Genomic DNA, 25,299 nt, shown 5'->3' on the forward strand with positions numbered 1-25,299 from the left:
ATATCAATGAACAAACAGCAAACTCATTATTTCCCTTCAGTTTCCATTTTAGCTGGCATTCTGGCCATTACCCTATTTGGTACTGCAGCCCCGGTCAGTGCTGAGGTTAATGTTTCATCATCAGGGGCATCCGTCAGTGGTGCGGTCAGCGACGGACTGTTCTACTCGATCGGTGGCGGGACAGTTATTTCCCCACCGTCATCGAGGAACAGCATGACGAGATTAGGTGTGACCGGCGGTTGGAGTAGTGACCTGATGTGCGGAAACTTCGATCTGAAAACCACAGTAGGTAACCAGCTTAACGGCATTACCAGTGGTTTTAAGGATTTGATGGGAACGGTTATCCAGGGGGCCACCGGCGCAGTGGCCAGTATGCCGGCGATGGTTATTCAGCGGGCGAATCCAGCGCTGTATGAAATGCTAACCAATGGCGTATTACAGGCCGGACTCAGTTTTGACAAGGCCAAGTTGAGCTGTCAGAGCATGGCCAACAAAATGGCCGATTACACCGTGGGTAACAAATGGACCCAGGCGGCCGTTGTGGAGGAATACAAGGATATTGTGGCATCGAGTAACGGTGATGCTGTCAGTAGCGATCAGAAGTTGCAGAAAGCAACTGGTGAAGAAGGGGCAACCTGGATTGGTGGCCAAAAACGTGGAGGAAAGGGCCAGGCCGCTATCAGACCCACCCGGGATTTAGCAAAAGCAGGCTACAACATGATGAACAACCTGCCAGTAACGAGTAACAACAGTGTCAACTCATCGAGCTGCAATGGTACGTCATGCCAACGTTTTCCGTCTTCTGAAAAAGCGGCTGAAGCGGTTGTCAAGGTACTCGGCGATCGCTCGATTCGTACCTGTCGGGATGCCAGTCAGTGTTCCAGTGGCGGTGTGGAGAACGAACCCGGGAGCAGTGTTGCCGGCACGGGATTCGCTCCAATGCTGGAAGAGGCAACAAAAGAAAATACGGAACAGTTGGTAAAATTGGTTGGCGGTGCTGAAGCGCCGACGGCCAGCAATCTGGCCAAGCTAAAAACCGGCAGTATGGTTGTGACGCGTAGTGTTATCCAGTCTCTGAAAGATGATCCGGACAATAGCGCACTCATTCAGCGTTTAGCCGGTGAACTGGCCATGTCTGACACCGTAGAGACTGCACTGACAATGCGCAGGATGCTGACCACGGGGCAGTCTGAACCAAATGCAGCTGATCAACCTGAGGCGCTGGCCGAAGGTGATCGTCGTATTGATGCCCTGGACAGGGAATTGACCGCGTTGAAAAACGAAATGGATATCCGTAAAGCCATCAGCAATAACAGCTTGTTGACCACATTGGAGCGTCAGGGGGTTCGTAATCAGGATAGCCGTCTCCAGCAAAAAAGCGGAAGCCAGGATCAAGGGTTTAATGGTTTGAGTCAGAACACGGGAGGGCAGTAAAAGTGACGACTTCCGATACTCAACGTGATGGTCATTGGCGACGCTATTTGCTGTTCTTCATTACCTGGCTGTTGGTGATCACGTTATTGATGCTGCTGGCTGCCGTGTTATTTGAGAGCGATCCTGATGGTCAGGGAATAAGAAGCTGGCTGCATGACAGCCGTTATATCTTGCTTGCCTGGCGAACACTGGTGTACGTCGGAGTGGCATGGTTATGGTTTTCGACCATTCGTCCCAGGCTCATTGCAGCTTCTGCATCTCTCACCTCGTTAAGAAGGCTGGAATGGTTGGCCGCTGGATTTTTCCTTTTCATCGAATTGGCTAACTGGCGCGCTTTGGCGGCATAAGGGGCGGGCATGACAGCGAACAGTTTTCTTGAATATTTCCTGGTGCTTTTTGGCTGGATATTGAATAACGCCTTCTGGGACATTCTGCTCAGTACGGGGCTTTTTGCTTTGCCGTTGGTGTTTAAGGTGTTGGGTATCTGGCTGAAGGTGAGGGAAGAGGGGGCTGATGAAGGGAACAAAGGCGTGCTGGCGTTGCCGCGGATGGAGCATGCACTTTATATCGCTTTTTGTATGATGCTGTTTTGTTGCATCCCGTTGATGTCGGTCGATATCAGTGCCATTAAGTTTGACAGCTCCCGGGCGAAACAGTGCGGTATAAACCTTCCATCGCCGCAGAACTCAGGTTACAAAGGGTTGGTAAATGATTTTGATGGCAAAACGGCTAAAGTGCCGGTGTGGTGGTATATGTTGCACCTGGTATCGAAAGGAACGACGCAGGCAATGATAGCGTCAATCCCTTGTGGCAAGGATCTGCGCCAATTACGCTTTGAGGTGCAGAATACTAAACTACGCGATCCTGTACTACTGGATGAAGTCCAGGCGTTTGCCGACCAATGCTATTCCCGGAGCTACTTTCGGTTAAAGAATACCAACAGCCAGTTAAGTGATGCGACGATTAACTCGGTAGGCTGGATAGGCAGCAGTTATTTTCTGAACACGGCTGGTTATTATGACACTTACACGTCGACAGAGCCTCGCAGCCAATGGCCGTATGACAGCCAGCGAGACAGCGGGTATGCAGACGTCGGCCGCGGAGGATATCCAACCTGTAAGCAGTGGTGGTCTGATAGCGATAATGGACTGAAGAGTCGGGTTCTTGCCAATATCAGTGATGGTACTAAAAAAGGGTTACAACGTAGTGCGGGTAACCAATGGGAAGAGGCTGCATTACGTTGGCTGGTCAGTCCCAGAAATGTAGGGCAGTCTGGATCAGGGGAGTCCTACACCATTGGTGGTAATGAGAATTATGCAACTGGCGGTTTATCTGGAGTGTCATCGTTCCTGTCCCGAATGGCATCTACAGCTGGGGTTGGTATGAAGCAAATAGAGGCCACTCCGGGATTTGATGCCTTGAAGCAAGCCCTTCCAATGATCCAGGCACTACTGGAAATGATGGTGATTATTTCCATACCGATACTCATGATGTTCAGTGCCTATGAGCCTAAAACTGTTGTGACGATCTCGTTTGTATTTTTTGCATTGGTGTTTATTACGTTCTGGTGGGAATTGGCCGGTTGGCTTGATGACAGGCTTATTACGATCCTCTATGACAGCATGTCTGAGCAAGGTTTGGCCGATAAGTCTCCAGTGGCACCATTGACGAACTTTCTTAGTTCCATATCCGATGGTTGGATCATGAATCTTGTTATGGGAGCGATGTATATCATTTTCCCGATGTTCTGGATTGGGATGTTTAGTTGGATCGGTGCAAATTTAGGAAGCGCTATCGGAACTTCATTAAGTAAAGGTGCTGAAATGCCTCAGCAAGCAGGCCAAGATGCAGGCAAGATGGCCAAAGACGCAGCTATATCACAAGGAAAGGGAATTATGAATAGTGTAACCAAATCTAGGTGACTTAAAGGGGAAGGGGATGATTAACTTCGTTTTGGTTAATCATCCTGTTTTATATCACCAAAATATAGACCGAACCCCATATGGCCATCTCTATAACCATCGCCTTTGTTTGAATTGCTTTGATGGTGACTGAGTGTATTAGCAACACAGGATAATACAATAGCTCCAGCATCATGGGTCGCACTGGGTAGCGCACCTGTTTCCAGAGTTTTACGCTTTAGGTTGCTATCATCAATGTGGCGCCGTTTGCTGCAACGAGCAACGATGCTGTCGATGTCATTTGTGTTAAATCCCTCTTTGCTCATATCCTTATCCTCGGATAAAAAACACCTTAGTTCATTTTATCATGCGTGTTTTTTGACCGCAACAGCCATGATGTCATATAAAACAATAAATTAAAGGAGTAAACATGGCTAAGAGCAAGGCAGCTATTTTTCGGCAACGATTCATTGGATTGGCTAATTCATCCTAGGGCATTATTAAAAATCTTGCCGAGAAAACGATATGCCGCTTTGCTGTTGCGAGGTGAAGATAGGTAGAAATGAATGGTGCGGCCTTTGCAGTCAACAGCCCGGTACCTGTAAGCCCATCTGCTATCCACTTTGATGCCCGTCCGGGCAGGGCCATGGTACCGAAACGGGCGCCCGTTTGGTCGGATGAAGGGGATTCAAATTGGCTGAAGGACTCTCTGCGTCGGTCGCCAATTTTAGCAGCTGGCCAACGTCATCGAGCGCGAACCAGGCACGTCGGTGTTTTCAGGTAAAACAGCCGGTTAGCGTTTGGTGCTACCGTGAAGCGCGGCGTGAAAAAAACTGAATGAGGGGGCAGGGGGGACGGCTCGGTAAACTACCCGTAAACCCGAATCAGTCACGGAGAAATTGAGGGGGTACTTGCCTGGGGTAAAATGAACCCTCAACTGGAGACAATGCCATGCCAAAGAAAGCAAAAATATACAAAGCGATTATTTCTGCCTTTGCTCTGTTTTCCTTTGTTCATTGGGGGCTTGATCACGATATCATTTGTAAGATAGCCAGTGAGACACCCCAAACTTGCGGCTACTCGGAACGTGGTTTATTCATGAATATGCTGGGTACAGCTTTATCAGTGATGACAACGGCGTCGGCAGCAGCAATACTCGTCATGTGGATACGTAAAGATTAAACATTACCATGCTGTGTCTTTTTGTACTGTATCAATCATTAGGCAGTCTATCCATAAACCCGAATCCGGGCGAACAGCCATAAAAAAACCGAGTGGTGGTAATTCGATCTTATGTGGAAAAATGCGGGGATCCAAAGAGAAGATGGATATGTTTGGCTTGCAAAAAAACTGAATATGCCCTTACATCACTGACACATAGGGTTGTTTGATGTTGAGTTATGTAAAAGATCTATTAACATATTACAGCGAAATCTCTTCGAATAATTAATTTTTATATATTAGCTATCAGTTATCCACATATCCACGGGGAAATAAGCCAGTGAGCGAGCCCCCACCCAAGGGGCTGGCGAACGGGAGCGGTCGGCGAGTGTCGAGCCGACTTTCCCGGTGGGCATGTAGATAACTGATGTTTTAATTACTATTACTTTCTTTATTATCAGTATTTTTACGATACACTACCATGTTTATTTTATCACCAGGAATTAAACCGACAGTGTTTCCTTTTCTGAAGAATAATGTTTTCGGGGTATGAAGTATTATCTTTACGTCCTCACCAGATTTTGCTGATTGGTGATATATAGTTGCTGGGATATTTCCCCCAACTGAAAACTCCTTTAACCCAACGGAAAATAAATTTGAGATGTGTCTGTTGGGCATTATGCAAAAACCAGAGATAAGAATGATTAACATAATGTGTAATGTGATTTTACTTCGTGTGGTGCCGACTATATGCACAATAATATGTATTGTTATATACATGCTCATTAATAAAGTTGATAGATTACTCTCTAGGTTTGTTGGCAGGGTTGAAAACATTCCGGGTATAATAATAAAGAATATTAATGTGTTTATTAGCGCCGATGCCATGATTGTTGTTTTATTTACTTTGTGTGTTTTTTCTTTTTCTGGTAATTTTCTTTCTTTTAAATAGAGGTATATTAAAATCACAGATGAGAATAATGATAATGAAAATAAGGTAATAAAAATTAAACTTATAAATAAGAATAAAATGTTTGAAAAATAAAACTCATTCAATAATTCATAACTGAGTATTTCGTTACTTCTCATGAAGTTAATAAGTAATATATAACATATTAACGGAACGGTTATGACGTGTGAGAATATCATGGTTATAGTATTGCTAATTTTGGTCTTCAATTTGTCCGTGGGAATATTTAACCTTTTTGCTACTGAAGTTAAAAAGTAGTTATACTTCCTAGATAAATTGCAGTGCGTCTTTATGTTCATTCCCTTCTCCATTTTTAGATCTCCTATTGATCTCCTGAGCGAATCGGATCTACTATACACACGTTGTACCGTTGCTCGAATGCAACATGCCAATGTCCCAGTGATCAGAGAGGGACGCCTTCGGGTGATCACACTGCCAATGTCATCATGACCTGAGAGATGACGCTTTCGAGCGGTAAACCTGTTTAACCTTTGAAAACAGGTGCCGGTAACGGTTAAGGCTCACTTCAAACTTTACGTCTTGCCATATGCAGGCGCTTCTTTAGCAGACTTCTTGATGTCTGCGCACTAACGTCATTGCGTCTTTAAGGCTTATTTTGCTTTGCTTACTGGCTGCGAACTTTACGGTGCGTGGGTATGCCAATTGGAACATTTGGCATCTTCCACGTCCGGATTGAGAGCAGAAGTATGCGCGCGTCACTTGTGTATGAGCATAGCGAATACCAAGTGACGCGCGAAGCGCGTATACGGTCAGAGCTTACGCACTGCCCGATAGACGGTTTCTATACCATCTGACCAACACGTAGTAGAGGTTTTACGGACGTATAAACGTCGAACAACCGTTAATGGTCATGAATTTAACAACCAATCCGAGTGTATGAAGGACATCATCATGAGGACATTTCAATTAGTTAGGAGGTAAATCGGCACGACATCGATGGCGACATCTTTAGTTTATTTTTAACGAACTGATGGCGGAGACGGACGGCGCAAGCAGCGTCGCAAAGGGTTAACACCTGGAGAATCTCGCATGAGTTCAACATTTCGCCCCCCGATGCACAGATGTCTGCTGAGACGCAGGAAGCGCAAAACCAAACCGTGCCATCGGGGATGAAATGTTTCAGGGAATTTGTAGTGAGGCGTTCCCGGTGATTCAGGTATTCCGTTCACACGGACGGAATACCTGAATCGCCTAATCAGAACAGGAGGACTATATGGCCAAATTAAATAAAAGTCTGGTAACTCTCGCTCGTCATGGTGGCGGGAGTTTCAAGACTGTCCATGACAGGATGAAAATTGCGGATCGCGTTGCCGATAGGTTGAGAAGCCTAAATATTCAAATTCGTGATGCTAAAAATATCAAACCAAAACACGTCGAGATGTATATGAAAAGCCGACGTCTTGAAAAAATATCTATACGGACTCTGCAAAATGAGATGTCTGCGATACGTTGTATCTTACGTGAGTGCGGTAAAACGATAATGGCTAATCCTGAACATGAAACGTTAAATAACCGTGCATTGGGCATATCAGGAGCTAGCAGAGAAGGAACGAAAGTTGCTATTCCTGATAGCGTATACGAAAGTGTTTTGGAAAAAGTTAAGGCCGTCGATCAAGGGGCGGCAGCTACAATGGAGTTATCACGACTTCTTGGTCTACGTAATGAAGAGGCTATCCAGTCAGTCAAATCACTTAAAACATGGTGGAAGGCTTTACAAAATGGAGATGAAAAAGTTCGAGTTGTTTTTGGAACGAAAGGGGGGCGCCCTAGAGATGCGACTATTATTGATAGAGATAAATTGTTAATCGCAGTGAACAACGCAATCAGCATAACTGATAAAAATAATAACCGTCTGATTGATAGCCCTGCCTTACATTTGGCTATTGAAAAATATCGTAATATTGTAAGGGATGCCGGGCTTGTAGGTAAATATGCCCCGCATAGCCTTCGTTATGCTTATACTACTGATGCAATAAATCTTCATATTAAGAATGGTTTTAGTCAAAAGGAGGCTGAAGCATTAGCCTCTATGGATCTTGGACATGGAGATGGCAGAGGGCATTATGTTGCTCGTGTTTATAACAAAGTTGACCAAGAATAACTCCAACTCAGATTGATTTAGGTAATTAATCTTATGAAAAATGATGAGAATAATAATAGACATAATCAAGTCATGTCTATGTATGTAATCGATATATATGTTAATTGTCCACGATGTGGAGAGAGGCAAGACGGATTCGTTGGTAATCCTGCGGGAGCTTCATTTAAGTGTGACGACTGTGGAGAAACTTACTCTATAGATAAAGATGCTAATGTAAGTTTTTGGCAATAGCGTTTTGATATTTTATCTAGTTAGAGCGTTGTAGGGCTTGTCGGCGTTGAAGATTTTGTGTACGATTTCTTTTGAAAACCGTTGTCTCTGACAACTGCTAATGCCCTAGTGATCAGAGAGGGGCGCCTTCGGGTGATCACACTGCCAATGTCATCATGACCTGAGAGATGACGCTTTCGAGCGGTAAACCTGTTTAACCTTTGAAAACAGGTGCTGGTAACGGTTAAGGTTCACTTCACTTGCTGGCTTCTCGCCATTCACTGTTAGGTTCATTATCGACCTACTCTATTGTAGACACTCACCCGTGCGGGGAAGATTTCTTCCCGTATGGGCAGAAATGTTCTCCGTTTTCTTTTGGAGAACATGATGCACACTTTAGTTACTCAACGCTTGATGGTCTTTGGTAAAGCAATCACGGCCTTACTGGAGAGAATGCATTTTCTTAAGTGTTCCCCGACATCCGTTGAATCTGATTGGATGACTAATCGATCACGAAACATGAGTTTTCAGGCTCATGTTGAGCGAGACAATGACGGGTTTTGGTCTTTTCGCATTTATGCGCGTACTGGAACTCATCCTGGCAACTACCGGTTTGAATATTTAAAGACGCCACACGAAGCTTTTATTAACAGCCGGTTGGCGTTACAAGCCGGAGAATCTCTGGCCAAACAGCTGGCAACGCTGCGCTACCGCTTCCAGTAATTTCACTCATACCCATACGGGGATTTTTCCCGATGGGGATAGATCCCTTTCATCTTGAAGAGAGGATTTATCCATGGCGACTTTACTTAACCAGCTTGCACGTCATCGCAGCTCAGCTGTTGACCTGCTTTGTGTGATTTCAGACATCGAAGGCGAACTGACGGAAGTCGGGGCCTTCGAGACACTCCAGATCGGCTGCATACCTGATGAGGATGGTTTTACCGACAATGACTGGCGGATCATTAACATCGCCAGGCATCTTGGTGAGGCCATGAGCCTGGATTTGATCCCCGCGAATTACCGACATTATGTTGATGACGTGATTTTGCAGGGAAAGAAAGTGGGCCAGGAGCTTTGGGACAGCGCCTTTCAGAGTGGCGTTCAGGAGGGTGAATATACGCTCTGCGAATTGTCTTCTGAAGGCGATGGGGCAGATGACTACATTGAAGGTAAGTGCAATGCATGTGGTAGGACAGTACGCATTTATTGTTACGAAAGTTGCCACAGTGGCACTATCAATCAACAAAAAAGTTATAGCTGTTCGTGTGGTTATCATTTCTCAGATGATGAACGCGACGATCGTAATAGTTACGACTATGAAAAATACTATCAGCTCGCTGCTGATATGTATGTTGAATAGCATACGAAAGGCATGCAAATCTTCACCTAAGACTACATTAAGTGGCTCAGCAACGCTCATTGAATGCAGTATTTGATGCATTTTTTACCAAACCCATTCGGGGATCCTTTCCCCGATGGGGGACAGATCCCTTTTCACTGAATTGAGGATTTATCCATGAAGACAAAAGTAACAATGACGAAAATGGCGTTTGTTGAAGAAACGGATAAGGAGTGGGAACTCATGTGGACTGCTCTTGGGCAGCACGCAATGAACCGGGAACTGCCAGATCCAACTGTTGCAGACAATTTCGGTGAGGTTTGGCAGTACATGGAGTCTCGTGAAGTTCGCTATCTCTTCTTTTTTAAACGTTATTACCATTTTTTCAGACACAGAATGCATCCGCGTCCTGCGATGTTTGGCAGACAGTGTATTAAAATCCTTGCCAGCCGGGGATTTAACCCAACTAATGTAGTGCTTGTTCGACAAGACGGCTCCTCCACCAGGATAGTTCCGTCTGAAGTGTGATGTACGGACAGCCTGTGGTTGTTTAATGCACTGACAGCCTGTTTTACACCAATTATCGTCCTGCGATGATTTCTTCTTTTCCCCAAATGGCGAATGCTTTCCGCCATTTGGGGGAAGCATTCGCCCGTAAGGTTTTTATGCGCGAATTAATCCCATCACACGAGACTGTCTATAACGATCGTGACTTACGTGTCATCAATATGGCATTGGCGCTGCTTGAGCGAAGAATCAGACATCGGGAAGCGATGACGTCTCCTGAAGATGTTAAAGCCTACTTGCGACTCAAACTGGAGCACAGGGAACGAGAGGCTTTTGTCGCACTGTTCCTGAATAACCAACATCGATTAATTGCCTGTGAACTCCTCTTCGCCGGAACCCTTGACCGCGTTGAGGTTCATCCACATGAGGTGGTCCGTCGTGCCTTGTTATTGAATGCGGCCGCCGTCATTTTTGCCCATAACCACCCGTCAGGGAATGCCGAACCCAGTAATACTGATCGACAAATCACTGCGACACTGGTTAACGCCTTATCGCTGATAAACGTGCGAGTGCTGGATCATATCGTCGTTGGCCACGGAGAAATGGTGTCGTTTGCCGAACGTGGCTGGTTATAACCCGATAATATTTTTCGTCTAATCCGACGTTACCCCACGGGGAGAGATCTCTCCCGACAGGGATGACTCTCCCTTTTTTATCAACCCAAAAGGAGAGTTCATGTCTCACATCGATACCCGGGACGCCCCGCTGCAGGACGTACCGTTTAGTGCAGAGCAGCAAGAGGTCTTGTGTCAGCTTATTCGCCGGGAATGTTTTCGGCGCGATCGCAATGCCCTGTTGAAACTGCTTGGCTATCTCACGTTGCTGAAAGTTGCCGGCTCACTGGTGCTGTTGGCGCTCATTTTGTTACTTCGCTGGTTGACTCACTGAGGAGCTGTTATGCCGATGCCTATACACATACTGATTGTGCTGTCTACGGGGTTATGGTTCATCGTGCGTTTGATGTGCAAAGGGTTTGCCCGCGCCATCGTGTGGCTTTACCAGACCTGGCGCCAACGCTCAGAGCCAACAGAGTCGTTGGATCATCGAATAATTTACACCGGCAAATGGTTGCTTGCCGACGATCATCAATGCTGTGGGCGCGCTGTCGTACTGAAACATCGCCACGGGTATAAACCGGGGGTGGAGTTGCAATACTTTGGCGAAGAAACGGCTCAGCCGTTTTACGGTGAACGTTACCTGGATCATGAGGACGATGCGGTAAATACCGCGCTGTCCATGCACCAGAAGTTATTACGTAATGCGCGCCGGCCACTGCCTGAGCGGATGCCTGTTATGCCTGCTGTAGTGACGATTTCGTCAGCGGCCCGGAATGATGAAGCTGCATGATGAAAGGATCACAACATTCACCGGCCGTTGTTATTGATGACAACGCCTGGGCAAGACTGGTCGCATTTGCGCCCGAACCCGCGTGTGAGACAGAGCGGCTTCATCGCCTGATCCACCACGCATTAAAAACGCTGGCGGCGAGTACGCATTCAGACGTGACGACAGGTCTTTTTTGTTTACCCGGTGACGGCGACAGAACGACCCCCTTATGGCAGCCGTTTCATTTGCGTCATGAGGACGGTGTCATTCATATCAGTCTGATCCACTAACACAGCGTCTTACTCACCCTGACGGGGACACCCGCAGGGGTGGACCCGTCTTTTTTTTCGGAGTCCATACCATGAGTTTACTGACCACTGATGAACACAACGAGTCGGCCCTGGCAACGCAAAGCGCAATGAAATCGCTGACCCGTGAGCCTGGCGCCATCGAACGTACCCGTAACCGTTTTTATGACTGGCTGCAGGTAGAGTTCGACCGGCACTATCACACGCTGAGAGACGGCGGTTACCGGCGCTTTCTTGAGCAGCGTCATCCGGAAGAGCTGGAGCGTTATGATGCGGCCTGTGACGCGCTGAGACGTGAAGAGTTCAGCCGTTTTGCCGAGTTGCAAACGCTGGGGCTGTTTTTACATACGCAGGTCACAGAGAAGGAAGCACAGTTTCGCCGCCGGCGTAACCAGTTTCTGCTGGCCATGTCGGCAACGGGGATAATCACCTCCGGTATCGTCTGGGCTTATCTGCATCATGAACAGTTTGTGCAATTGTGTCAGCAGGCAGTGATTGCGGGTCATGCGATCCTGCAATTGTTTACCGCCATACTCTGATTTTTCCCTGAGGGTGCCATCCCTCAGGGGATGGTCCCGTTTTTTGATGGAGACCGTCATGAAAACTTTCACATTACAGGATGCCGGTGATATCTGCCGGCTGCTAACCGAACGCCTGATGCAGAGTGTTAACGCCGGGACGGCGCCGTGGCGACAAAGCGTTATTCGCCACGGTATACCGGAACACGCGTTAAGCGGGCAACTGTTCAGCGGTATTAACATCCTGCTGCTTTGGCAGGCTGCGTTGCAGCACGGCCTGAGCGCAAATCGCTGGCTTACGGGGGACGATTTACGTTCACTGGGGGGCAGTATAAAACCCGGGCAACGCCCAACCACTGTCGTCCGGTATAAACCGTCACTCTCACTGTTTCGGGTCATCAATATTGAACAATGCGAGGGATTATCCGACAGGTTGCAATCCGGATGGCCATGGCCACCATCGCCTGTTCCTGGCATAGCACGGGTAGGGGAGTGGCAGTTTGCCTCCCGGATACCGGTGCTTTTCCGCGCGCAGCGTCCGGCTGTTTATCTGCCTGAAAGCGATCGCATTGAGTTACCTGAAGCCGATCCGGATAGCCTGGCTGCGTTGCTGATCCGTGCAACAGGGCATCCCACCCGGCTTGGTCGTTTTACCCTGGCAAATGATTTGTCCGGCATAAACGCGTACCTGCAGGAAGCGCTCATCGCCGATATCGGGCGTGCGTTGCTGGCTGCCAGTGCGGGAATATCGCTTGCGGGTGAGCCGGTATGGTCGGGTGAACTGGGGGCAGACCCGTGGATACTGTTTAAATCTGCTTCGGCGGCGGGCAAAGCGGTTGACTGGCTGGAAACACAGCGACAGGTGACATCGCCGGCCAATGAGGTTCAGCGTTGGCAGCAACAGGCCGGGCATCTGATGGCGACGCATTATGGCGAGTCGCTGGATGACACCACGCTGGTTTGTGACAACGTTGTGCGTCAGCATTTGCGTTACAACATTTCGCCGGGTCATGCGATAAGTGCCCTGGCACGAATTTATGACTGGCCACGCAGTGATATGCCGCCGGCATTGTTTGCGCCTGAGCTAAACCGTGTCGCCGATGTACTGGCGTGCTTTTCACTCAATCCCGGGAGCCTGGCGGTGCATCGCGTCGCTGGCGACATTGAGGATAACGACCTGCCTCAGGATATCCCGGAGCTTGACACCTTGTTGCTGTCTCCACCGTCTGCCGAATCGGTCGGTGAGGTCGCTGCCAATGATGAGGAAGAAGGGGATGACCCGGATGATCCGGGAAACCTTGCGGTGTTGCCGTGGGTAACCAATCGGGGCAAACCGAATCCGCATCGTGCCGCGTTTATCCGACAGTTCGGTGAAATTGCACCGCATGAGAGCCGATGGACAGTATTCAGCGATTTTATGCATATGTCTGCTGCGGCGTTACATAACCGGTGTCATTTTGTGCAGGATATCGAGGATGATTACCTGCGACGTATCCGCCGTTACGACAAGGCGGATCAGTTGCGTTTCCCGATGCTGTTCAACACGCTGGTCGACGGTATGGAATTCAGTGCCTCAGATTTTCTGGGTTCGGTGTTTATGGAGCTCGGGTTCGGGGATCGGCATCGTGGGCAATATTTCACGCCTTACTCCGTCAGTTACATGATGGCGAAGATGCAATTGGCTGATGGCTTGCCAGCTCTGGCCTGCGGGGAGCGGGATTTTATTACGGTCTCTGACCCTGCCAGCGGTGCCGGCGGCATGATCATCGCGATGGCACATGCCATGCTCGAGGCGGGATTTAACCCGCAACGGCAAATGATGGCGGTGTGCGTCGATATCGATCCACTGGCCGCAATGATGACCTACGTGCAACTGGCATTAAGTGGCATACCCGCCATGGTGCTTGTCGGAAACAGTCTGAGCATGGAATTCCGTCAGACCTGGCGTACGCCTTTCTGGCTGATGTTCGGCTGGGAACGTAAATGGGCGCGCGAACGTGAGCTGCAGACTGAACAGAAGGTTGCCTGAATAACAATTTAACCCCCTCTGGGCGCTTTTCCCGGTAGGGGAAAACGCCCTTACTCTACTCTTGGTAAGGAGCATTATGCTGACTGAGCAATTTATTCAACAGGTTTACCTGAAACACATGAACCTCTTTCTTCATCCGGAAGAGTGGCAGGCAGAGATCAGTAATGATCTGCGTGATTATCTGAATACCGACATTGTGTTTCACAGCAATCGGTTGTTACCGGTGATGCAGTCTATGCTGGATAACATTCCGGGTAATCGCCAGCTTAGGGCTCGCTGCCGGTTGAGCGAGCGGATCCTGACGTTATGGATACAGGGTCTGGATGCGCTGGCCAAGGCCAGCGGTAATACCCGGTTGCTACCACGGACGTCTCCGGAAAGCAGCGGTCGGGTTGACTGTTTGTTACCGGCGGAGCCTTCGGCATTGCTGGATTTGTCGGACACGGATTTTATCCGGCTGACGGCCCAGGATAGCCGGCATCCCGACGATATCATACCCCGTTCGCAACTGGCGCAAACCACACAGCACTGGTCACGCTTTGAAGCATGGCTGAGTCGTGCTCTGGCACAGACGGCAGAGCATTGTGTGGCGCAACTGGCGGCACTGCAACGGCGTTGTGATATCGATGAACAGGTTGTTCGTCGTTTTGACACGGATTTTGGGTTTATCTCGGTGAATCTGGGGGCTGTTGACCCGGAGCTGATGAGCAGGCCGGAAGATCCGATTGACTATGTCAAACGGGTCTGTTGCAGCGAGATTTATCCCGTTGCACTGGAAACCCGCATCCATTATCACAATGGCGCCATCATCGGACGTTTCTGTGTTCAGAAAGACGTCACGAATATAAATCGGCTGACAGCAGCAGACTACGGTGACGTTGTGCGACAGGCAATAGCCTGGCTGCGTGACGAACGCCGACGTTTGCAACCCGATAACGCCTCACTGGTGCCAGCGCTACGCCTGGTTGCCTGACTGATCACTTAAAACCCGGCAGGGGGAACGCCCTGCGGGCCTCCTGCCATCACCATTTTGACAGGAGTACACTATGTGCATTATTCATGAATACATTCAGCAGGCGTATCAGAGTGCGCTGGGCTATGCGCCAGGTTACGACGAAATTTGTTGGCGATTGGATGTTGGATCCGGCCACACTTATGTCAACACCCATACCTTGTTCGAAACTGATCAACTGACGGCCGTGATGGAAACCATGCTGGAACGGCTGGCTATTGACGAGGCTAAACGTGAACGCAGCCGAAAGGTCCTGACTCTGTGGATACATGCCACGAACTGGCTGGCCAATGAGGGAGGGGATGATAGCTATATGTATCTTCCCCGGGTTCATCCACAGATTAGCGGTCATACCGACCAGTTGTTGCGCGCTGAGATCATGCCACTCTATGAACTCGATGAAGCGGTGTTTCGCGAGGCCTCCGGACAGCGCGAAAGCGCACCTGAGGCGTATGTTACGTTAGCGCAGTTCCGGCAAAGTGAGCGCTACTGGCTTCGTTTTATGGATCACCTTGAACGATCGTTGCGTGATGTTTCTTATCAGTGCCTGGACACGCTGACGAAGTTTGTCAGCGCCTGCACCTTTGAAGCGCGACAGCTACGCCACTGGCGTAGCAGCGCCGGTGAGATCCGACTGTACATGTCACCACAACCCATTGATGAGATGGACATCATGGAGTTTGAGGATGATTTTTTGACGGCGTATGTTGATGCAGTGGCTGCGGGGATTTACGTGCCGGTGATATTCCGTGCGGATGTGCATTACCGTAATGGCGCAGTGATGGCCAGCTTTACGGGGGATGCGGAGGTTAACGAGGTGGAACATCCCAATGCTTCGGATTACTGTGCGGTCGTGGATGATGCCATCGAGTGGATCAGGGAAGAAGTAGGGCATGTTGAATCGTTGTTGACCACTGTCAGTCAGCCGGTGGTTCCGGTTCACAAATTGGCTGCATAAAACCTATTAAGGGCACTTCGGTGCCCTTAATTTTTATGGGATGGTGAAGGATAATTTTTCGTCCAAGAAGTTGGCTGTGTTGCTGGCTGTATAGGGTAAATAACCGGTAATGATATTACTGATGATATTCTGCAGTACTTCATTGTGAGTGAGAACCTGACCGTCCTCCGTTCTGAAGGTCATCTCATCACAATGGATTCGGACAGGCTGCTTTCCGTAGAATGCATTGTCGTTAAACACCTGCAGGGGATAATTCCTCTGACGGATAGAGTCCTGCACTTTGTACAAAACGGTGTTATTCAGGCAGTAGACTCCAACTGTCAGTTGGAGATCGGCATCATAAAATGTCACCTGACGAGCCTGTTGTAGCTCGTTGTTTATTGTGCAGATGTGAAACGCTAACATACTGATAATCGCAATGAGGATAATGCTGTGTATCAGAGCGAGGCGCTTCCTACAGCTAATAGTGAGCACATAGATGCCCCCTATTAGCGTTTCTAACATGATTTTACTCATATGATGTCTACCTATTTTAAAGCGCTCTTCTGGCGTTCAATAACCTCGCGTGCTTCAGCATTAGCCTGACACTTCCGACCAATATCTTCGACTTGGCTGGTTAATAACGGTTTTTTCTCTAAAATTTTTGCAAACTCAGTTTTAGCACAAGGATACTCTTTAATAACCCTCTCAATATCCTCTGGAGTTGCCATTGGTGGCTTCATGTTTACGATAGACCATATAATAGAGGCCAACACAAAAAGAGAAATAACAAACAAACACAGCAGGAATATTAGTGTAATAATTTCACGAAATAGACTTTTAGTCATACATATACCATTATATATCGAGATGAAATTTGAATTTTTATTTACTCGCTTACCCCACTAATCAATGTTCAATACCTATTATTGACCGCCCTCCGACCGCTTGATGTAGTCGAGCATCTTTACCCGAGTGATAACCAGCACGATATGCATCATCATCGCCACGGCAGCTTTTCGCCTCCCGGCTTTCAAGTTTGCTAAACCCTTCGGATATTTGCTTGTAATACACCAACATTAGCTGTTGCTCTTCTGGTTCAACAGAATACCGGTTGATAACATTTTTGGCCCCGCGAACCCAACCAGTACAAAATTGATCTGCGCGATTGGTTTTAGTACTGCGTTTGATGCGTTTATTTTGTGAGGCAATAAACTCGTTTCTGGCTTTAACCAACTGAACACTCAATACATCGAATCCGTATGCTGCAATCTGTGGTCGTTCTGTCGGACCATAGAAAGCAACCGAACGTTGGTGACTACACGTCCAGGTATAATAACAGTTCACACCGAATGCATAACACAGCATGTTGGCCAGATTGACCACATATTCTGGGAGCTTTTTAGCATCTGACGGACAATGCTCGCTCCTAAACTCTTTGATCGATCGCAGATCGATGTCCAACTCGCCCAGGTCGAATTTACGCATTAAGTTTTGAGCCTGATTGATGGCATTAGCCGCTTCGTGCTCATTCGTACTGCGTTTCGCCAAATAAAGGAGTTTCTGGATTTTATCCATGTATTTTTCTTTTTCTTCTTCGTTCATATCATTCACCTTGGTGTTTTAATGCGCTGAAAAAATGCTGCTTATTATTAAATTCGACTAACCGCTGATAGTAACGCTTAGTCCGATATTGGCTGGCAATTAGGTGTAAATACGCAGAGCGAACATCGGGAAAATGTAGTGTAATAAGGTCATTGCCATATGACTCATCAACATCGCCAACATAAAGGACTAGATGACATTGTTTGTCCTCAGGATTTACCAATAACTCCTTATAGTCTGCTATAGTCCTGACACAGAAACCAAACTCATCTTCAAAGTAAATTCTTACACAAACATTTTCAATCAAAAATCTAACACAATCATTTTCATCTCTTTTCATCACTTGTGAAAATGCAGATATCCCTATCAATACGGATGGCATTTGATACATTTGATAACGAGATGGCGTGTGCCTTAAGGAAACTCTCTCCAGGTAACATCTTTTCTCATCCCATTTCGGACGACAAATTAAGCCACAATCTACTATGAAAGCGACCAAAGCCGACCTAGAAAAATACTTATATGGCGGATGATTAACAATCATGTCCAAATCTGGCATCGCTTCGGGATTCTTATGCCACCACACACCCATAGATTCTAACGATGCATCCTCCCCTTCAACCGTTCCTCCCCACGATTTAATGCATGCGATATCGTACTCTAAACGAACCTTTTGTAATTCAGCATATGCTGTATACATAAGTTGTTTTGTGGGAGCGAGACGTTCGTTCATTTCTTTATTCAATTTAATAGACTGCGCATTAAAACCAGCGCTATAAGAATCAAACGTCACTGTAGATGAATCCAGCCTGCGCTTGATCTCCTCAATGTCACTGTTATTAGGTGTCATATTCATGTGGTTCAACCTACTATGCGTCGCAAACTGAATGATTATTTTCTTTTTTTATATATAAAAAATGCAATAAGAATAATAGCCACGCCATACCAAAAAAGGCAGGTGAGCAGTATCTTAAAAACAGAATATAACGCTTTCTCATACCTAGATTCGTGTTCAAGCACATCCAGAATAGGAGAGATAAAAACAGAAAGAATAATAACAGACGCACCTAAGTAAAAGATTTTTGCATCGAACACCTTAACTATAAGGGCATGGGTATTCTTTAAAATCACTAACGCAAAATGTTTAACTCTTTCAACTAAGCTGTTATTAATTTTTATACTCATACTGTTGTCCCCTCAGTTCTGCCAGTTGTGCTTTGAGCGCATCAACTTCACCAGACAGGCCATGCGCAACTTCTTCGTAATTCATGATGTTATTCAGTCCTGTATTTTTTCAGAGCATCTTTATAACTGGCCTTTGCTGCCTTCTTTGTTTTGCACCACTCACCGTAAATGCCTGAATCCCGATAATTCCCTGGTCGGGACATACGGCATTCTCCGCGGCCGTTGTACTCAACACGAGGAACGTTGATACCCAGCCATTCAGCAAAACCATGTCCGTAGTCAGCATCCAGATATTCCTGGTAATTGCATTTTGCAGCGTGTTGACGCCCCGTAAGTTTTGGCGGGACATAATCAACAACATCGCCATACTCGATACCATCCGTCGGGTGATAGCGCTCAGGCTCAGCATGCAGAGCAGCGTCAAGGACAATACCGATATAGTTACCAAAATCACGTACGATAGTTCCCGGACGGCCGTAGGCAATAACACGACGTCCAACACAGGCATTAACGCCGTAGTGGTGATTGACATAATCGAATGCGCTCATTGTCCGGTTCTCTTCAGAACAACAGCAGTTGAGTCTATATCTGCATCAATAAACTCCGCACATTGCGAGCAAACCCCTAAGCCTGTATTTCGGTTTACCCGCAGCCAATAACAGGCTTCATGACATTCATTTACGCAGGCATGATTGTCATCGCAGCCACAACCGACACAGGTTGCTAGGGCTGTCATTTTTTTGATGGCATTAATTAATGCCTTATCTTCTATTGGTTTTAGCCTGGTCATTTCATTAAGCCTTAAATAGAGATACCATTAATCCGTTATATTGATATAAACTCCTGTCAGGATTCACAGATTGAGAAAAAACGCCTGGTTTCTGATGATGGATTGACTACGCCCCAGAATAACAAACACTCGCCACGATTAAATTTACTCTTACCTTTACTCACAAAAGAGTGAAGAGTAAAAAAGTTCACATCAAGGAGACTGTCTTTCCAACGTTCGGCATCATAAGTTTCTGCCAACTCATAACCAATGGAGATTGCACCATTATTTTCACTGCCATAAACTCTCAATGAGAACCCGGTTTTATATTCATCATGACGTTTTCCAGTTTCAATTTTCTCACTATTGACCCAGCGAAAGGAAGAAACCCTGACATAATCATGTAACTGTGATACCTCCCATACGCCGACAAGTGAAGGTTCACTGCCCCCTTTATTTACTGAAAATTCAATAGAAGTAAGCGAAGATAAAGAACCATCACATATTTTCTCAGCATGCTCCTTGCCAATAACCCGGTGATAAGCAATTTTCCCCGGATGTTCATTGTAAGATGCATCTTTATTCAGTTCACAATCAACCGCTTTCAGAGTTATCACTTGGGGTTGGCCATCAACATTCAATGTGGAAGCAATAACTAATGGATTGAAACTAATTGCAGATAAAACCATTAATAATTTAATAACGGTGTTCATATAAACTCCTTAAATAATTGGTATATTCATAATTATTCAGACGCTGACCGTTCAATTTTTATTATTTAATGCCTGTCAGTCCCGAACCCCAGCACGCGTATTCCAGGCATTGACCGCATCACCCATAGCCTTTTCATACAACCCAAGGGCGATTTCAGCTGTTGCTGCCTTATGGGCCGCATCATTGTCGGTGTCTACCAGGCGGGCTTCTGCACCACACTCGCATTCAACCCAGAAATACGGTGTCCACGTATTGCATAACTCAAGATTCGCTTTACTTCCGCAAAACGGACAAGGTTTCAACTCAAATCCCGCATGAGTGCCATCGTCATCAAATGAACCGGCAAACTGACCAGGCTCCCCATAAATTTCCAGCCCTTTGATTTTCATATCCCACTCTCTTCATAACGAGGGGCTATTTATCGATAGCCCCGACTCATGATCAAAACGTGAACGTCAGTTGTGCGACCGCACCATACGTTCTGTTTGTTCCCGCCATCCCTGTGATATCAAGATGCACCACATCAAACGGGGACAAGCCAATGCCGGCAGTGAAGTAGGAATTATCGCTGTCATGAATATCAGCACGATACCCGGCACGCAGTTGCGCCCATTTCCATGCATTCATCTCAATCCCGGTACCAATGAACTGGCTATCTTTATCTGAAGCGAAACGGCTGGTCGGGGTAAGATCTACATCCAGTGCTGCGGTGAAAAAACTGCTGCTATACGCCGTCCCCAACGTTGCCTGTGGCCTGATTTTAAAAGTGTCTTTCATGCCATTAACTTCTTTGGTGTCGATGTTGCGGGCAATCAGGTTCTGACCAACCAACCCAACGCTCCAGTTATCCGTCAGATCCTTTGAGAAGCCAATATCAACGTTGGCGCCCGTTTTATCGTTACGGTAGTCACTGCTGCGAAAATCCGAACGGTTATAGTTGTTGATGGCAACGTTGTAATTGAATGTGTAGACGCGCTGCACTTTCGGTGTAATACCTGCTGAGAAGGCAAATCCGCCGACATTGAACTCACGGGCCATCGCAACGCCCACGTCTGCAACGACAGCGGCACGGCCATTGGCTGTAGAGGTTAACGAACTCAGGTCAGAACCGTTCGCCGAACCATTCGACACGCCATCGAGCCACTGCAGGTCGGAATCTGTTACATTCGTTTTGACCGTTGCTGTTCCCCATCCCTTCGCCACAACGGCAAACGGCAGAACGCTGTTGGGGACTGCTGCGACCGTTGACGCACCGGCATGCGCCTTCGCATGGCTACCTGAGAGGTCTTGCAGTGATGCACGTAATCTGGCGGCCGCCAGGCTGGTATCGCCACCTGCGTTAACCGTGCTTTCAAACGCTTTCCAGTCATTGTCGATACGGTCGACCCCATCCTGCAGATTATCCGGATCGGAAACCTGAGCGCCCACAGCAGGTAAAATCAGACTGAAATCATCGGATTTATCGAATTTAGTCAGCCGTGCGGAGTTAACCAGAGCAGCTGCGCCGTAATGCGAGGAGGCAACCCCAGTTCCCCCCATAGCATCACCACGCGCCTCCATCCATGTGCCGGCGGCATGGGCTGAAGCAGCAACGACACTGATTCCTGCGATAATAAAACTGCGCGAGATTAATGAATGTTTCATTCTTTATTTCCTATATGGATATTAGATAAATGTATTTATGGTTATATCTTTTGATTATTCCCTGGTGCTGGCACAACATTCACTTCAGGATTTTGATAAAAGGAGCCCCTGATGCTGACGCATCATTAATAACAAAAATGATTAAGGTGTATTATTTCGTTTTATCTAACAGCGATGGGTTGTTTATCTTGTTCTCATCAGTGAAGTATTCTGATACATCCCAGTGCTTACTTTTTTCTATCACCTTTAACAACATAACAGGAAGGACTTTACCCATTGAGAGGAAGAAAGCGTGCTGCTTGGGTAATAAGACAGATCTCCATGTCAATAGATTATGCTTTTGGGCGTATTCACAGTAATTCATCAATTGGGCGGTGTTTTTCTTACTTACGTCATCTGAATAATAGGAGTATAAAGCAAATACAGAATCAAACTTAACGCCATTAATGTTTCGCTTTTCTTTTATTATAATTCCGTATTTGCGAGAAAGTGACGCTTCTTCTGAACGCCAGAATATAACTTCATTAGTGCGATGTTTATCTCTGTATTCCTCACCGTTTTCAGCTTCCAGACATAATCCATTGATGAGTGGAACTGCGGGCGTACAGCCTGTGACGAAATGGCGACATATCACTTCCGGCTCTACTTGCTCATACCAACTATAACTGGCGCTTGGGATGATCATTTGTGATTCTCCGGTTAACCATTCTGGCGATACCCGGAACCATTGTGCAACCGTGATCAATAAATCATTGGTGAGATAGTCCATTGTTCTCTCACGACTTTCCAGAATGCTCAGCTTCACATTCCAGGGGGCTAGCAGGGCAGCGATGTCGGTGACGCCTAACCCATGAGCATCCATCAGTAATTGGAATCGTTCATAGACGCTTGCTGCACGGTTTTCCATCGGGAAAAATGTGGCGCGAAACAATCCATCAAGCATAATATTGGTCACTTCAGATGGCGTGATACCCATGCGTTCAGAGAGTACGTCCAGTACGGCTTTCACTTTAGGGCGGTAGCGGATAGATGTTGGTTGAAGCGGGAGCCCTTTGCTGCTTTCTGCCTCTTCACGCAGCATATCTGCGTCAACACTGGTCAACAAACCCGCCATGAGTGATGTAAATGTACTGTTTACGCTTTTCATTTTACCTTTCCTGTCCGTTCAGGCTCTGTTCTGGCCTCTGTATCCAGACTAACCTTCCATCTGACGTATGTATAACGAGTAATTTCGATCATTCAGATCGACTACGTTTATGTATTGATTTTGAATACAGGGGCGTTTTGCGTGAAGCGTTAATTGTTTTCTCGTCGCTGAAAATTCTTTTTCTTCTTGATCACCACGATGGCCCCTGAGGTGGCTGGGGAAAACCAACGCCATTCTTTCAGAAATACCTCTATTTTCAGGCTGATTGCCTCAGCAGCTCCGACCGTTCTGCGGATGACATGGAAGTGATAGCCTGGCCAGGGGAAACGTTGATGTAGTCTGGCAACCCGCCATGGATTCAGTAAATGGGAGGACATCACTACAGTGGCGTTCTCTTTTTCGAGCGTCTTTGATGTGAGCGTTATCAATCCTGACCAATAAAAATAGAGGCGAGGCATCGTCAACCCTCCTGTTTTTGACCAGGAATTTAAATGAATGTGGCAGCGCGAATGCTTTTGATTGCATTGGAATGCCTGTGTTTTGACGCGCCCAATGACGGCAGAGATCGGGCGGAGAAGTAACGGGGAAAAAAACAAGAGGACTGATAAAACGCCAATGACCAGCATGTGTGTTTTTTCGGTCTGGCCAGCCATGATTATAGATATTAGTACGCATGCTATACCCCAGCCGACCAGTATTCCTGAAACGATAAATTTATTCCTCATGGTATCCTCTTATAGATATTGAAAGTTCCGTATTCAGGCATGCCAGATACGTAGTTGCATCACGGAACTCTTCAAGAGGAAGAAAAAGAAAACTTCAAGGCCTTAATGGATGAGGTTGTCTATACACTTTTTGCTTGTGCTGTTGGGGATAAAACATAGCGTAATGCACCTTTCCCACGGATTAAGCACAAGGCCTTACATGCTAAAGTGGCTCAGAAATAAAGCAGGTGTTACCTCAGAAAGCAGGCCGATACCACTTCAACAGGCCGAAGGGTGGTTTACGCCACAAAGCGCAGATACGTTGTTATCAACCAGAGAAAGAAAACGCGCACTTCAGCAATTGTGGGATAACAGCCCATTTCCCCAAAGCGTGTGGGATGTGTACTGGCTTCAGACAGTGAGATCTCTGGCGGTCACCGTTCAACAGCTCCCCCTCGACAATGAAGGCGAATACTGCCGTACTGGCGGTTTTCTTGATATGGCACTCGATGTTGCTGTATGTGCGGTCAGGCTTTCCAGAGGGTATATGCTCCCCCCGGGGGCACAACCGGAGGAACAGGCCGCTCAAAGTTCAGCCTGGACATCCGCGATTTTTTGGGCTGCGTTATTGCATAACATGGAGCGATTATCCGGGCTTAAAGTTGCTGTGCAAAACGGTGTGTGGATCCCTGGCTTATCTGTTCCGGAGGCGCCATGGCGGGTTAAATTGGAAACGATCCCGGGTAATTCCTGCGCCAGAAGTTCAGCGATTGCGTTACGACTGATACCCTCTTCAGGCATCACATGGTTAGCTCGCTGGCCACATATTCTGGATCTATTGCTGGTTTATCTGTCTGGAAAAAAAACTGAAGCCGGTATTCTGAACGCGATTGTACTTAATGCCAGGGAAAAGTGTGGTATCAGAACAAACGATATTACGCTCCCTGCGTCTATGGAGCTGGCGATTCCTGCTACTACTATAGAGCAGAATCTCCCTGTAGTATCTGTTGAGCAGGAGGCTACTGCGGCAATTGCATCATCCATTGAGCCCGGTAGTAATAATTATAATAATAATCAATTAGAAGAAGTGCCATCTGCTGCTTCCGCGTTGGTATCTGCAATTGATCAGGATAATGGTCCTGACAGTTCATCAGGGACTGATGAATCACAGGTTAACTCCCCAGTTACAGTCGATTTATTAAGTGTGCTTGACCAGCAGTTAACCGCGCCGGTACCCATTGCAAGTGCCAGTGTCACGTCATCAGTTGAACCTCATGAGGTTGAGGAAATATCTATTCCTCATGAAGAAAGATTCTGGAAATGGTTATTGAATGCAATCAGGGATGGTTTGTTGACGATAAACAACTCAGATAGTCTGGTTCATATTATGAGCCTGTACGTTTTTGTGCAAACGCCAGACTGTTTTTATCGTTTTGTTTCCAATTGTAATGATTCCAGTATTGATAAGGATACACTTCAAAAAAACTTTGAAAACCTTAATCGACATTACTCAAGAAGCGGCAAAGGAATTTATGTTTACCGAAAATATGAAAGTGAAAATAAAGAAGGGCGTTATACAAAAATGTCAGGGTATATGTTCGCATCAGCATTGATATTTGATAATGGAAAATGTCCGCCAGATAGTACCTGGTTGTCCCCGAATAAATAATTTTTTAATTACTAAATCAGTTGTT

Annotated in this window: 30 protein-coding genes and 1 pseudogene; 17 read left to right on the forward strand and 14 right to left on the reverse strand. The window is 46.8% G+C overall.

All coding sequences use genetic code 11. From position 1 onward, the window contains the following. Positions 1 to 6 precede the first annotated feature (6 nt). The 3 genes from ACKQAD_RS13265 to ACKQAD_RS13275 are packed head-to-tail and all read left to right on the forward strand — an operon-like array spanning position 7 to position 3,356. The gene (locus tag ACKQAD_RS13265) at positions 7 to 1,434 is read left to right on the forward strand and encodes an integrating conjugative element protein (RefSeq protein ID WP_409160597.1); all 1,428 of its coding nucleotides are present in this window, start codon (positions 7 to 9) and stop codon (positions 1,432 to 1,434) included. A gap of 2 nt (positions 1,435 to 1,436) precedes the next feature. Beyond that, positions 1,437 to 1,781 (forward strand): hypothetical protein, encoded by a 345-nt coding sequence (locus ACKQAD_RS13270; protein ID WP_409160598.1) that lies wholly within the window; start codon positions 1,437 to 1,439, stop codon positions 1,779 to 1,781. 9 nt (positions 1,782 to 1,790) lie between these two features. Beyond that, on the forward strand, positions 1,791 to 3,356 hold the full coding sequence (locus ACKQAD_RS13275) for a conjugal transfer protein TraG N-terminal domain-containing protein (RefSeq protein WP_409160599.1): 1,566 nt from the start codon (positions 1,791 to 1,793) through the stop codon (positions 3,354 to 3,356). Between the two features lie 35 nt (positions 3,357 to 3,391). On the opposite strand, the gene ACKQAD_RS13280 is transcribed toward ACKQAD_RS13275, so the two are convergent. Both ACKQAD_RS13280 and ACKQAD_RS13285 read right to left on the reverse strand, forming a co-directional pair. Then, on the reverse strand, positions 3,392 to 3,661 hold the full coding sequence (locus ACKQAD_RS13280; protein ID WP_409160600.1) for a hypothetical protein: 270 nt from the start codon (positions 3,659 to 3,661) through the stop codon (positions 3,392 to 3,394). A gap of 170 nt (positions 3,662 to 3,831) precedes the next feature. Further along, positions 3,832 to 3,969 (reverse strand): annotated as a pseudogene (locus ACKQAD_RS13285) (DDE-type integrase/transposase/recombinase); the annotation flags it as partial. A 317-nt stretch (positions 3,970 to 4,286) separates the two neighbouring features. On the opposite strand from ACKQAD_RS13285, the gene ACKQAD_RS13290 reads away from it, so the two are divergent. Further along, positions 4,287 to 4,517, forward strand: coding sequence for a hypothetical protein (locus ACKQAD_RS13290; protein ID WP_409160601.1), 231 nt, complete (start codon positions 4,287 to 4,289; stop codon positions 4,515 to 4,517). Positions 4,518 to 4,928: 411 nt separating this feature from the next. On the opposite strand, the gene ACKQAD_RS13295 is transcribed toward ACKQAD_RS13290, so the two are convergent. Then, the gene (locus ACKQAD_RS13295; RefSeq protein ID WP_409160602.1) at positions 4,929 to 5,777 is read right to left on the reverse strand and encodes a hypothetical protein; all 849 of its coding nucleotides are present in this window, start codon (positions 5,775 to 5,777) and stop codon (positions 4,929 to 4,931) included. A 923-nt stretch (positions 5,778 to 6,700) separates the two neighbouring features. Between ACKQAD_RS13295 and ACKQAD_RS13300 the strand changes: the two genes are divergently transcribed. The 12 genes from ACKQAD_RS13300 (at position 6,701) to ACKQAD_RS13355 (ending at position 15,858) form a co-directional block, all read left to right on the forward strand. Further along, positions 6,701 to 7,588, forward strand: a complete 888-nt coding sequence (locus ACKQAD_RS13300) for an integrase domain-containing protein (RefSeq protein WP_409160603.1) — start codon at positions 6,701 to 6,703, stop codon at positions 7,586 to 7,588. A 594-nt stretch (positions 7,589 to 8,182) separates the two neighbouring features. Then, on the forward strand, positions 8,183 to 8,521 hold the full coding sequence (locus tag ACKQAD_RS13305) for a hypothetical protein (protein ID WP_409160604.1): 339 nt from the start codon (positions 8,183 to 8,185) through the stop codon (positions 8,519 to 8,521). Between the two features lie 73 nt (positions 8,522 to 8,594). Further along, a complete protein-coding gene (locus tag ACKQAD_RS13310; protein ID WP_409160605.1) occupies positions 8,595 to 9,161 on the forward strand; it encodes a hypothetical protein in 567 nt (188 codons plus the stop codon). 156 nt (positions 9,162 to 9,317) lie between these two features. Further along, positions 9,318 to 9,668, forward strand: coding sequence for a hypothetical protein (locus ACKQAD_RS13315; protein WP_409160606.1), 351 nt, complete (start codon positions 9,318 to 9,320; stop codon positions 9,666 to 9,668). Between the two features lie 137 nt (positions 9,669 to 9,805). Further along, on the forward strand, positions 9,806 to 10,282 hold the full coding sequence (radC, locus tag ACKQAD_RS13320; RefSeq protein ID WP_409160607.1) for a RadC family protein: 477 nt from the start codon (positions 9,806 to 9,808) through the stop codon (positions 10,280 to 10,282). 100 nt (positions 10,283 to 10,382) lie between these two features. Continuing rightward, positions 10,383 to 10,595, forward strand: coding sequence for a hypothetical protein (locus ACKQAD_RS13325; RefSeq protein WP_409160608.1), 213 nt, complete (start codon positions 10,383 to 10,385; stop codon positions 10,593 to 10,595). 15 nt (positions 10,596 to 10,610) lie between these two features. Then, positions 10,611 to 11,054, forward strand: coding sequence for a hypothetical protein (locus ACKQAD_RS13330; protein WP_409160609.1), 444 nt, complete (start codon positions 10,611 to 10,613; stop codon positions 11,052 to 11,054). Beyond that, positions 11,051 to 11,323 carry a hypothetical protein gene (locus ACKQAD_RS13335; protein WP_409160610.1) on the forward strand — a complete coding sequence of 91 codons (273 nt, stop codon included), beginning with the start codon at positions 11,051 to 11,053 and terminating at the stop codon, positions 11,321 to 11,323. Before ACKQAD_RS13330 ends, ACKQAD_RS13335 begins: the two co-directional genes overlap by 4 nt. 71 nt (positions 11,324 to 11,394) lie before the next feature. Continuing rightward, positions 11,395 to 11,880 carry a hypothetical protein gene (locus tag ACKQAD_RS13340; RefSeq protein ID WP_409160611.1) on the forward strand — a complete coding sequence of 162 codons (486 nt, stop codon included), beginning with the start codon at positions 11,395 to 11,397 and terminating at the stop codon, positions 11,878 to 11,880. 58 nt (positions 11,881 to 11,938) lie between these two features. Then, complete coding sequence (locus ACKQAD_RS13345) at positions 11,939 to 13,888, forward strand: TA system toxin CbtA family protein (RefSeq protein WP_409160612.1); 1,950 nt, start codon at positions 11,939 to 11,941, stop codon at positions 13,886 to 13,888. Positions 13,889 to 13,964: 76 nt separating this feature from the next. Then, entirely contained in the window at positions 13,965 to 14,861 is an 897-nt protein-coding gene (locus tag ACKQAD_RS13350; RefSeq protein ID WP_409160613.1) for a hypothetical protein, read from the forward strand. Between the two features lie 73 nt (positions 14,862 to 14,934). Further along, positions 14,935 to 15,858, forward strand: a complete 924-nt coding sequence (locus ACKQAD_RS13355; protein ID WP_409160614.1) for a hypothetical protein — start codon at positions 14,935 to 14,937, stop codon at positions 15,856 to 15,858. Between the two features lie 33 nt (positions 15,859 to 15,891). Here the strand turns inward: ACKQAD_RS13355 and ACKQAD_RS13360 are convergent, their stop codons facing one another. The 11 genes from ACKQAD_RS13360 to ACKQAD_RS13410 form a co-directional block, all read right to left on the reverse strand. Beyond that, positions 15,892 to 16,374: a hypothetical protein gene (locus ACKQAD_RS13360; protein ID WP_409160615.1), complete on the reverse strand. Its 483-nt coding sequence runs from the start codon at positions 16,372 to 16,374 to the stop codon at positions 15,892 to 15,894. A gap of 11 nt (positions 16,375 to 16,385) precedes the next feature. After that, positions 16,386 to 16,685, reverse strand: a complete 300-nt coding sequence (locus ACKQAD_RS13365; RefSeq protein ID WP_409160616.1) for a hypothetical protein — start codon at positions 16,683 to 16,685, stop codon at positions 16,386 to 16,388. Positions 16,686 to 16,746: 61 nt separating this feature from the next. Beyond that, positions 16,747 to 17,442 carry a DUF2786 domain-containing protein gene (locus tag ACKQAD_RS13370; RefSeq protein ID WP_409160617.1) on the reverse strand — a complete coding sequence of 232 codons (696 nt, stop codon included), beginning with the start codon at positions 17,440 to 17,442 and terminating at the stop codon, positions 16,747 to 16,749. Between the two features lies 1 nt (position 17,443). Next, complete coding sequence (locus ACKQAD_RS13375) at positions 17,444 to 18,298, reverse strand: hypothetical protein (RefSeq protein ID WP_409160618.1); 855 nt, start codon at positions 18,296 to 18,298, stop codon at positions 17,444 to 17,446. Positions 18,299 to 18,333: 35 nt separating this feature from the next. Then, the gene (locus ACKQAD_RS13380) at positions 18,334 to 18,627 is read right to left on the reverse strand and encodes a hypothetical protein (protein WP_409160619.1); all 294 of its coding nucleotides are present in this window, start codon (positions 18,625 to 18,627) and stop codon (positions 18,334 to 18,336) included. Positions 18,628 to 18,716: 89 nt separating this feature from the next. Then, positions 18,717 to 19,175 (reverse strand): hypothetical protein, encoded by a 459-nt coding sequence (locus ACKQAD_RS13385; RefSeq protein ID WP_409160620.1) that lies wholly within the window; start codon positions 19,173 to 19,175, stop codon positions 18,717 to 18,719. Positions 19,176 to 19,473: 298 nt separating this feature from the next. Next, positions 19,474 to 20,109 (reverse strand): hypothetical protein, encoded by a 636-nt coding sequence (locus ACKQAD_RS13390; protein WP_409160621.1) that lies wholly within the window; start codon positions 20,107 to 20,109, stop codon positions 19,474 to 19,476. A gap of 75 nt (positions 20,110 to 20,184) precedes the next feature. Further along, complete coding sequence (locus ACKQAD_RS13395; protein ID WP_409160622.1) at positions 20,185 to 20,499, reverse strand: Lar family restriction alleviation protein; 315 nt, start codon at positions 20,497 to 20,499, stop codon at positions 20,185 to 20,187. Positions 20,500 to 20,551: 52 nt separating this feature from the next. Then, entirely contained in the window at positions 20,552 to 21,754 is a 1,203-nt protein-coding gene (locus ACKQAD_RS13400; RefSeq protein ID WP_409160623.1) for a conjugal transfer protein TraF, read from the reverse strand. Between the two features lie 151 nt (positions 21,755 to 21,905). Beyond that, complete coding sequence (locus tag ACKQAD_RS13405; protein WP_409160624.1) at positions 21,906 to 22,901, reverse strand: hypothetical protein; 996 nt, start codon at positions 22,899 to 22,901, stop codon at positions 21,906 to 21,908. A gap of 149 nt (positions 22,902 to 23,050) precedes the next feature. Further along, a complete protein-coding gene (locus ACKQAD_RS13410; RefSeq protein ID WP_409160625.1) occupies positions 23,051 to 23,626 on the reverse strand; it encodes a hypothetical protein in 576 nt (191 codons plus the stop codon). 199 nt (positions 23,627 to 23,825) lie between these two features. On the opposite strand from ACKQAD_RS13410, the gene ACKQAD_RS13415 reads away from it, so the two are divergent. Continuing rightward, on the forward strand, positions 23,826 to 25,274 hold the full coding sequence (locus tag ACKQAD_RS13415; protein WP_409160626.1) for a TraI domain-containing protein: 1,449 nt from the start codon (positions 23,826 to 23,828) through the stop codon (positions 25,272 to 25,274). The last annotated feature ends 25 nt before the right edge of the window (positions 25,275 to 25,299 follow it).

The sequence above is a fragment of the Pectobacterium artocarpous genome (genome assembly GCF_046159765.1).
Lineage (GTDB): Bacteria > Pseudomonadota > Gammaproteobacteria > Enterobacterales > Enterobacteriaceae > Pectobacterium.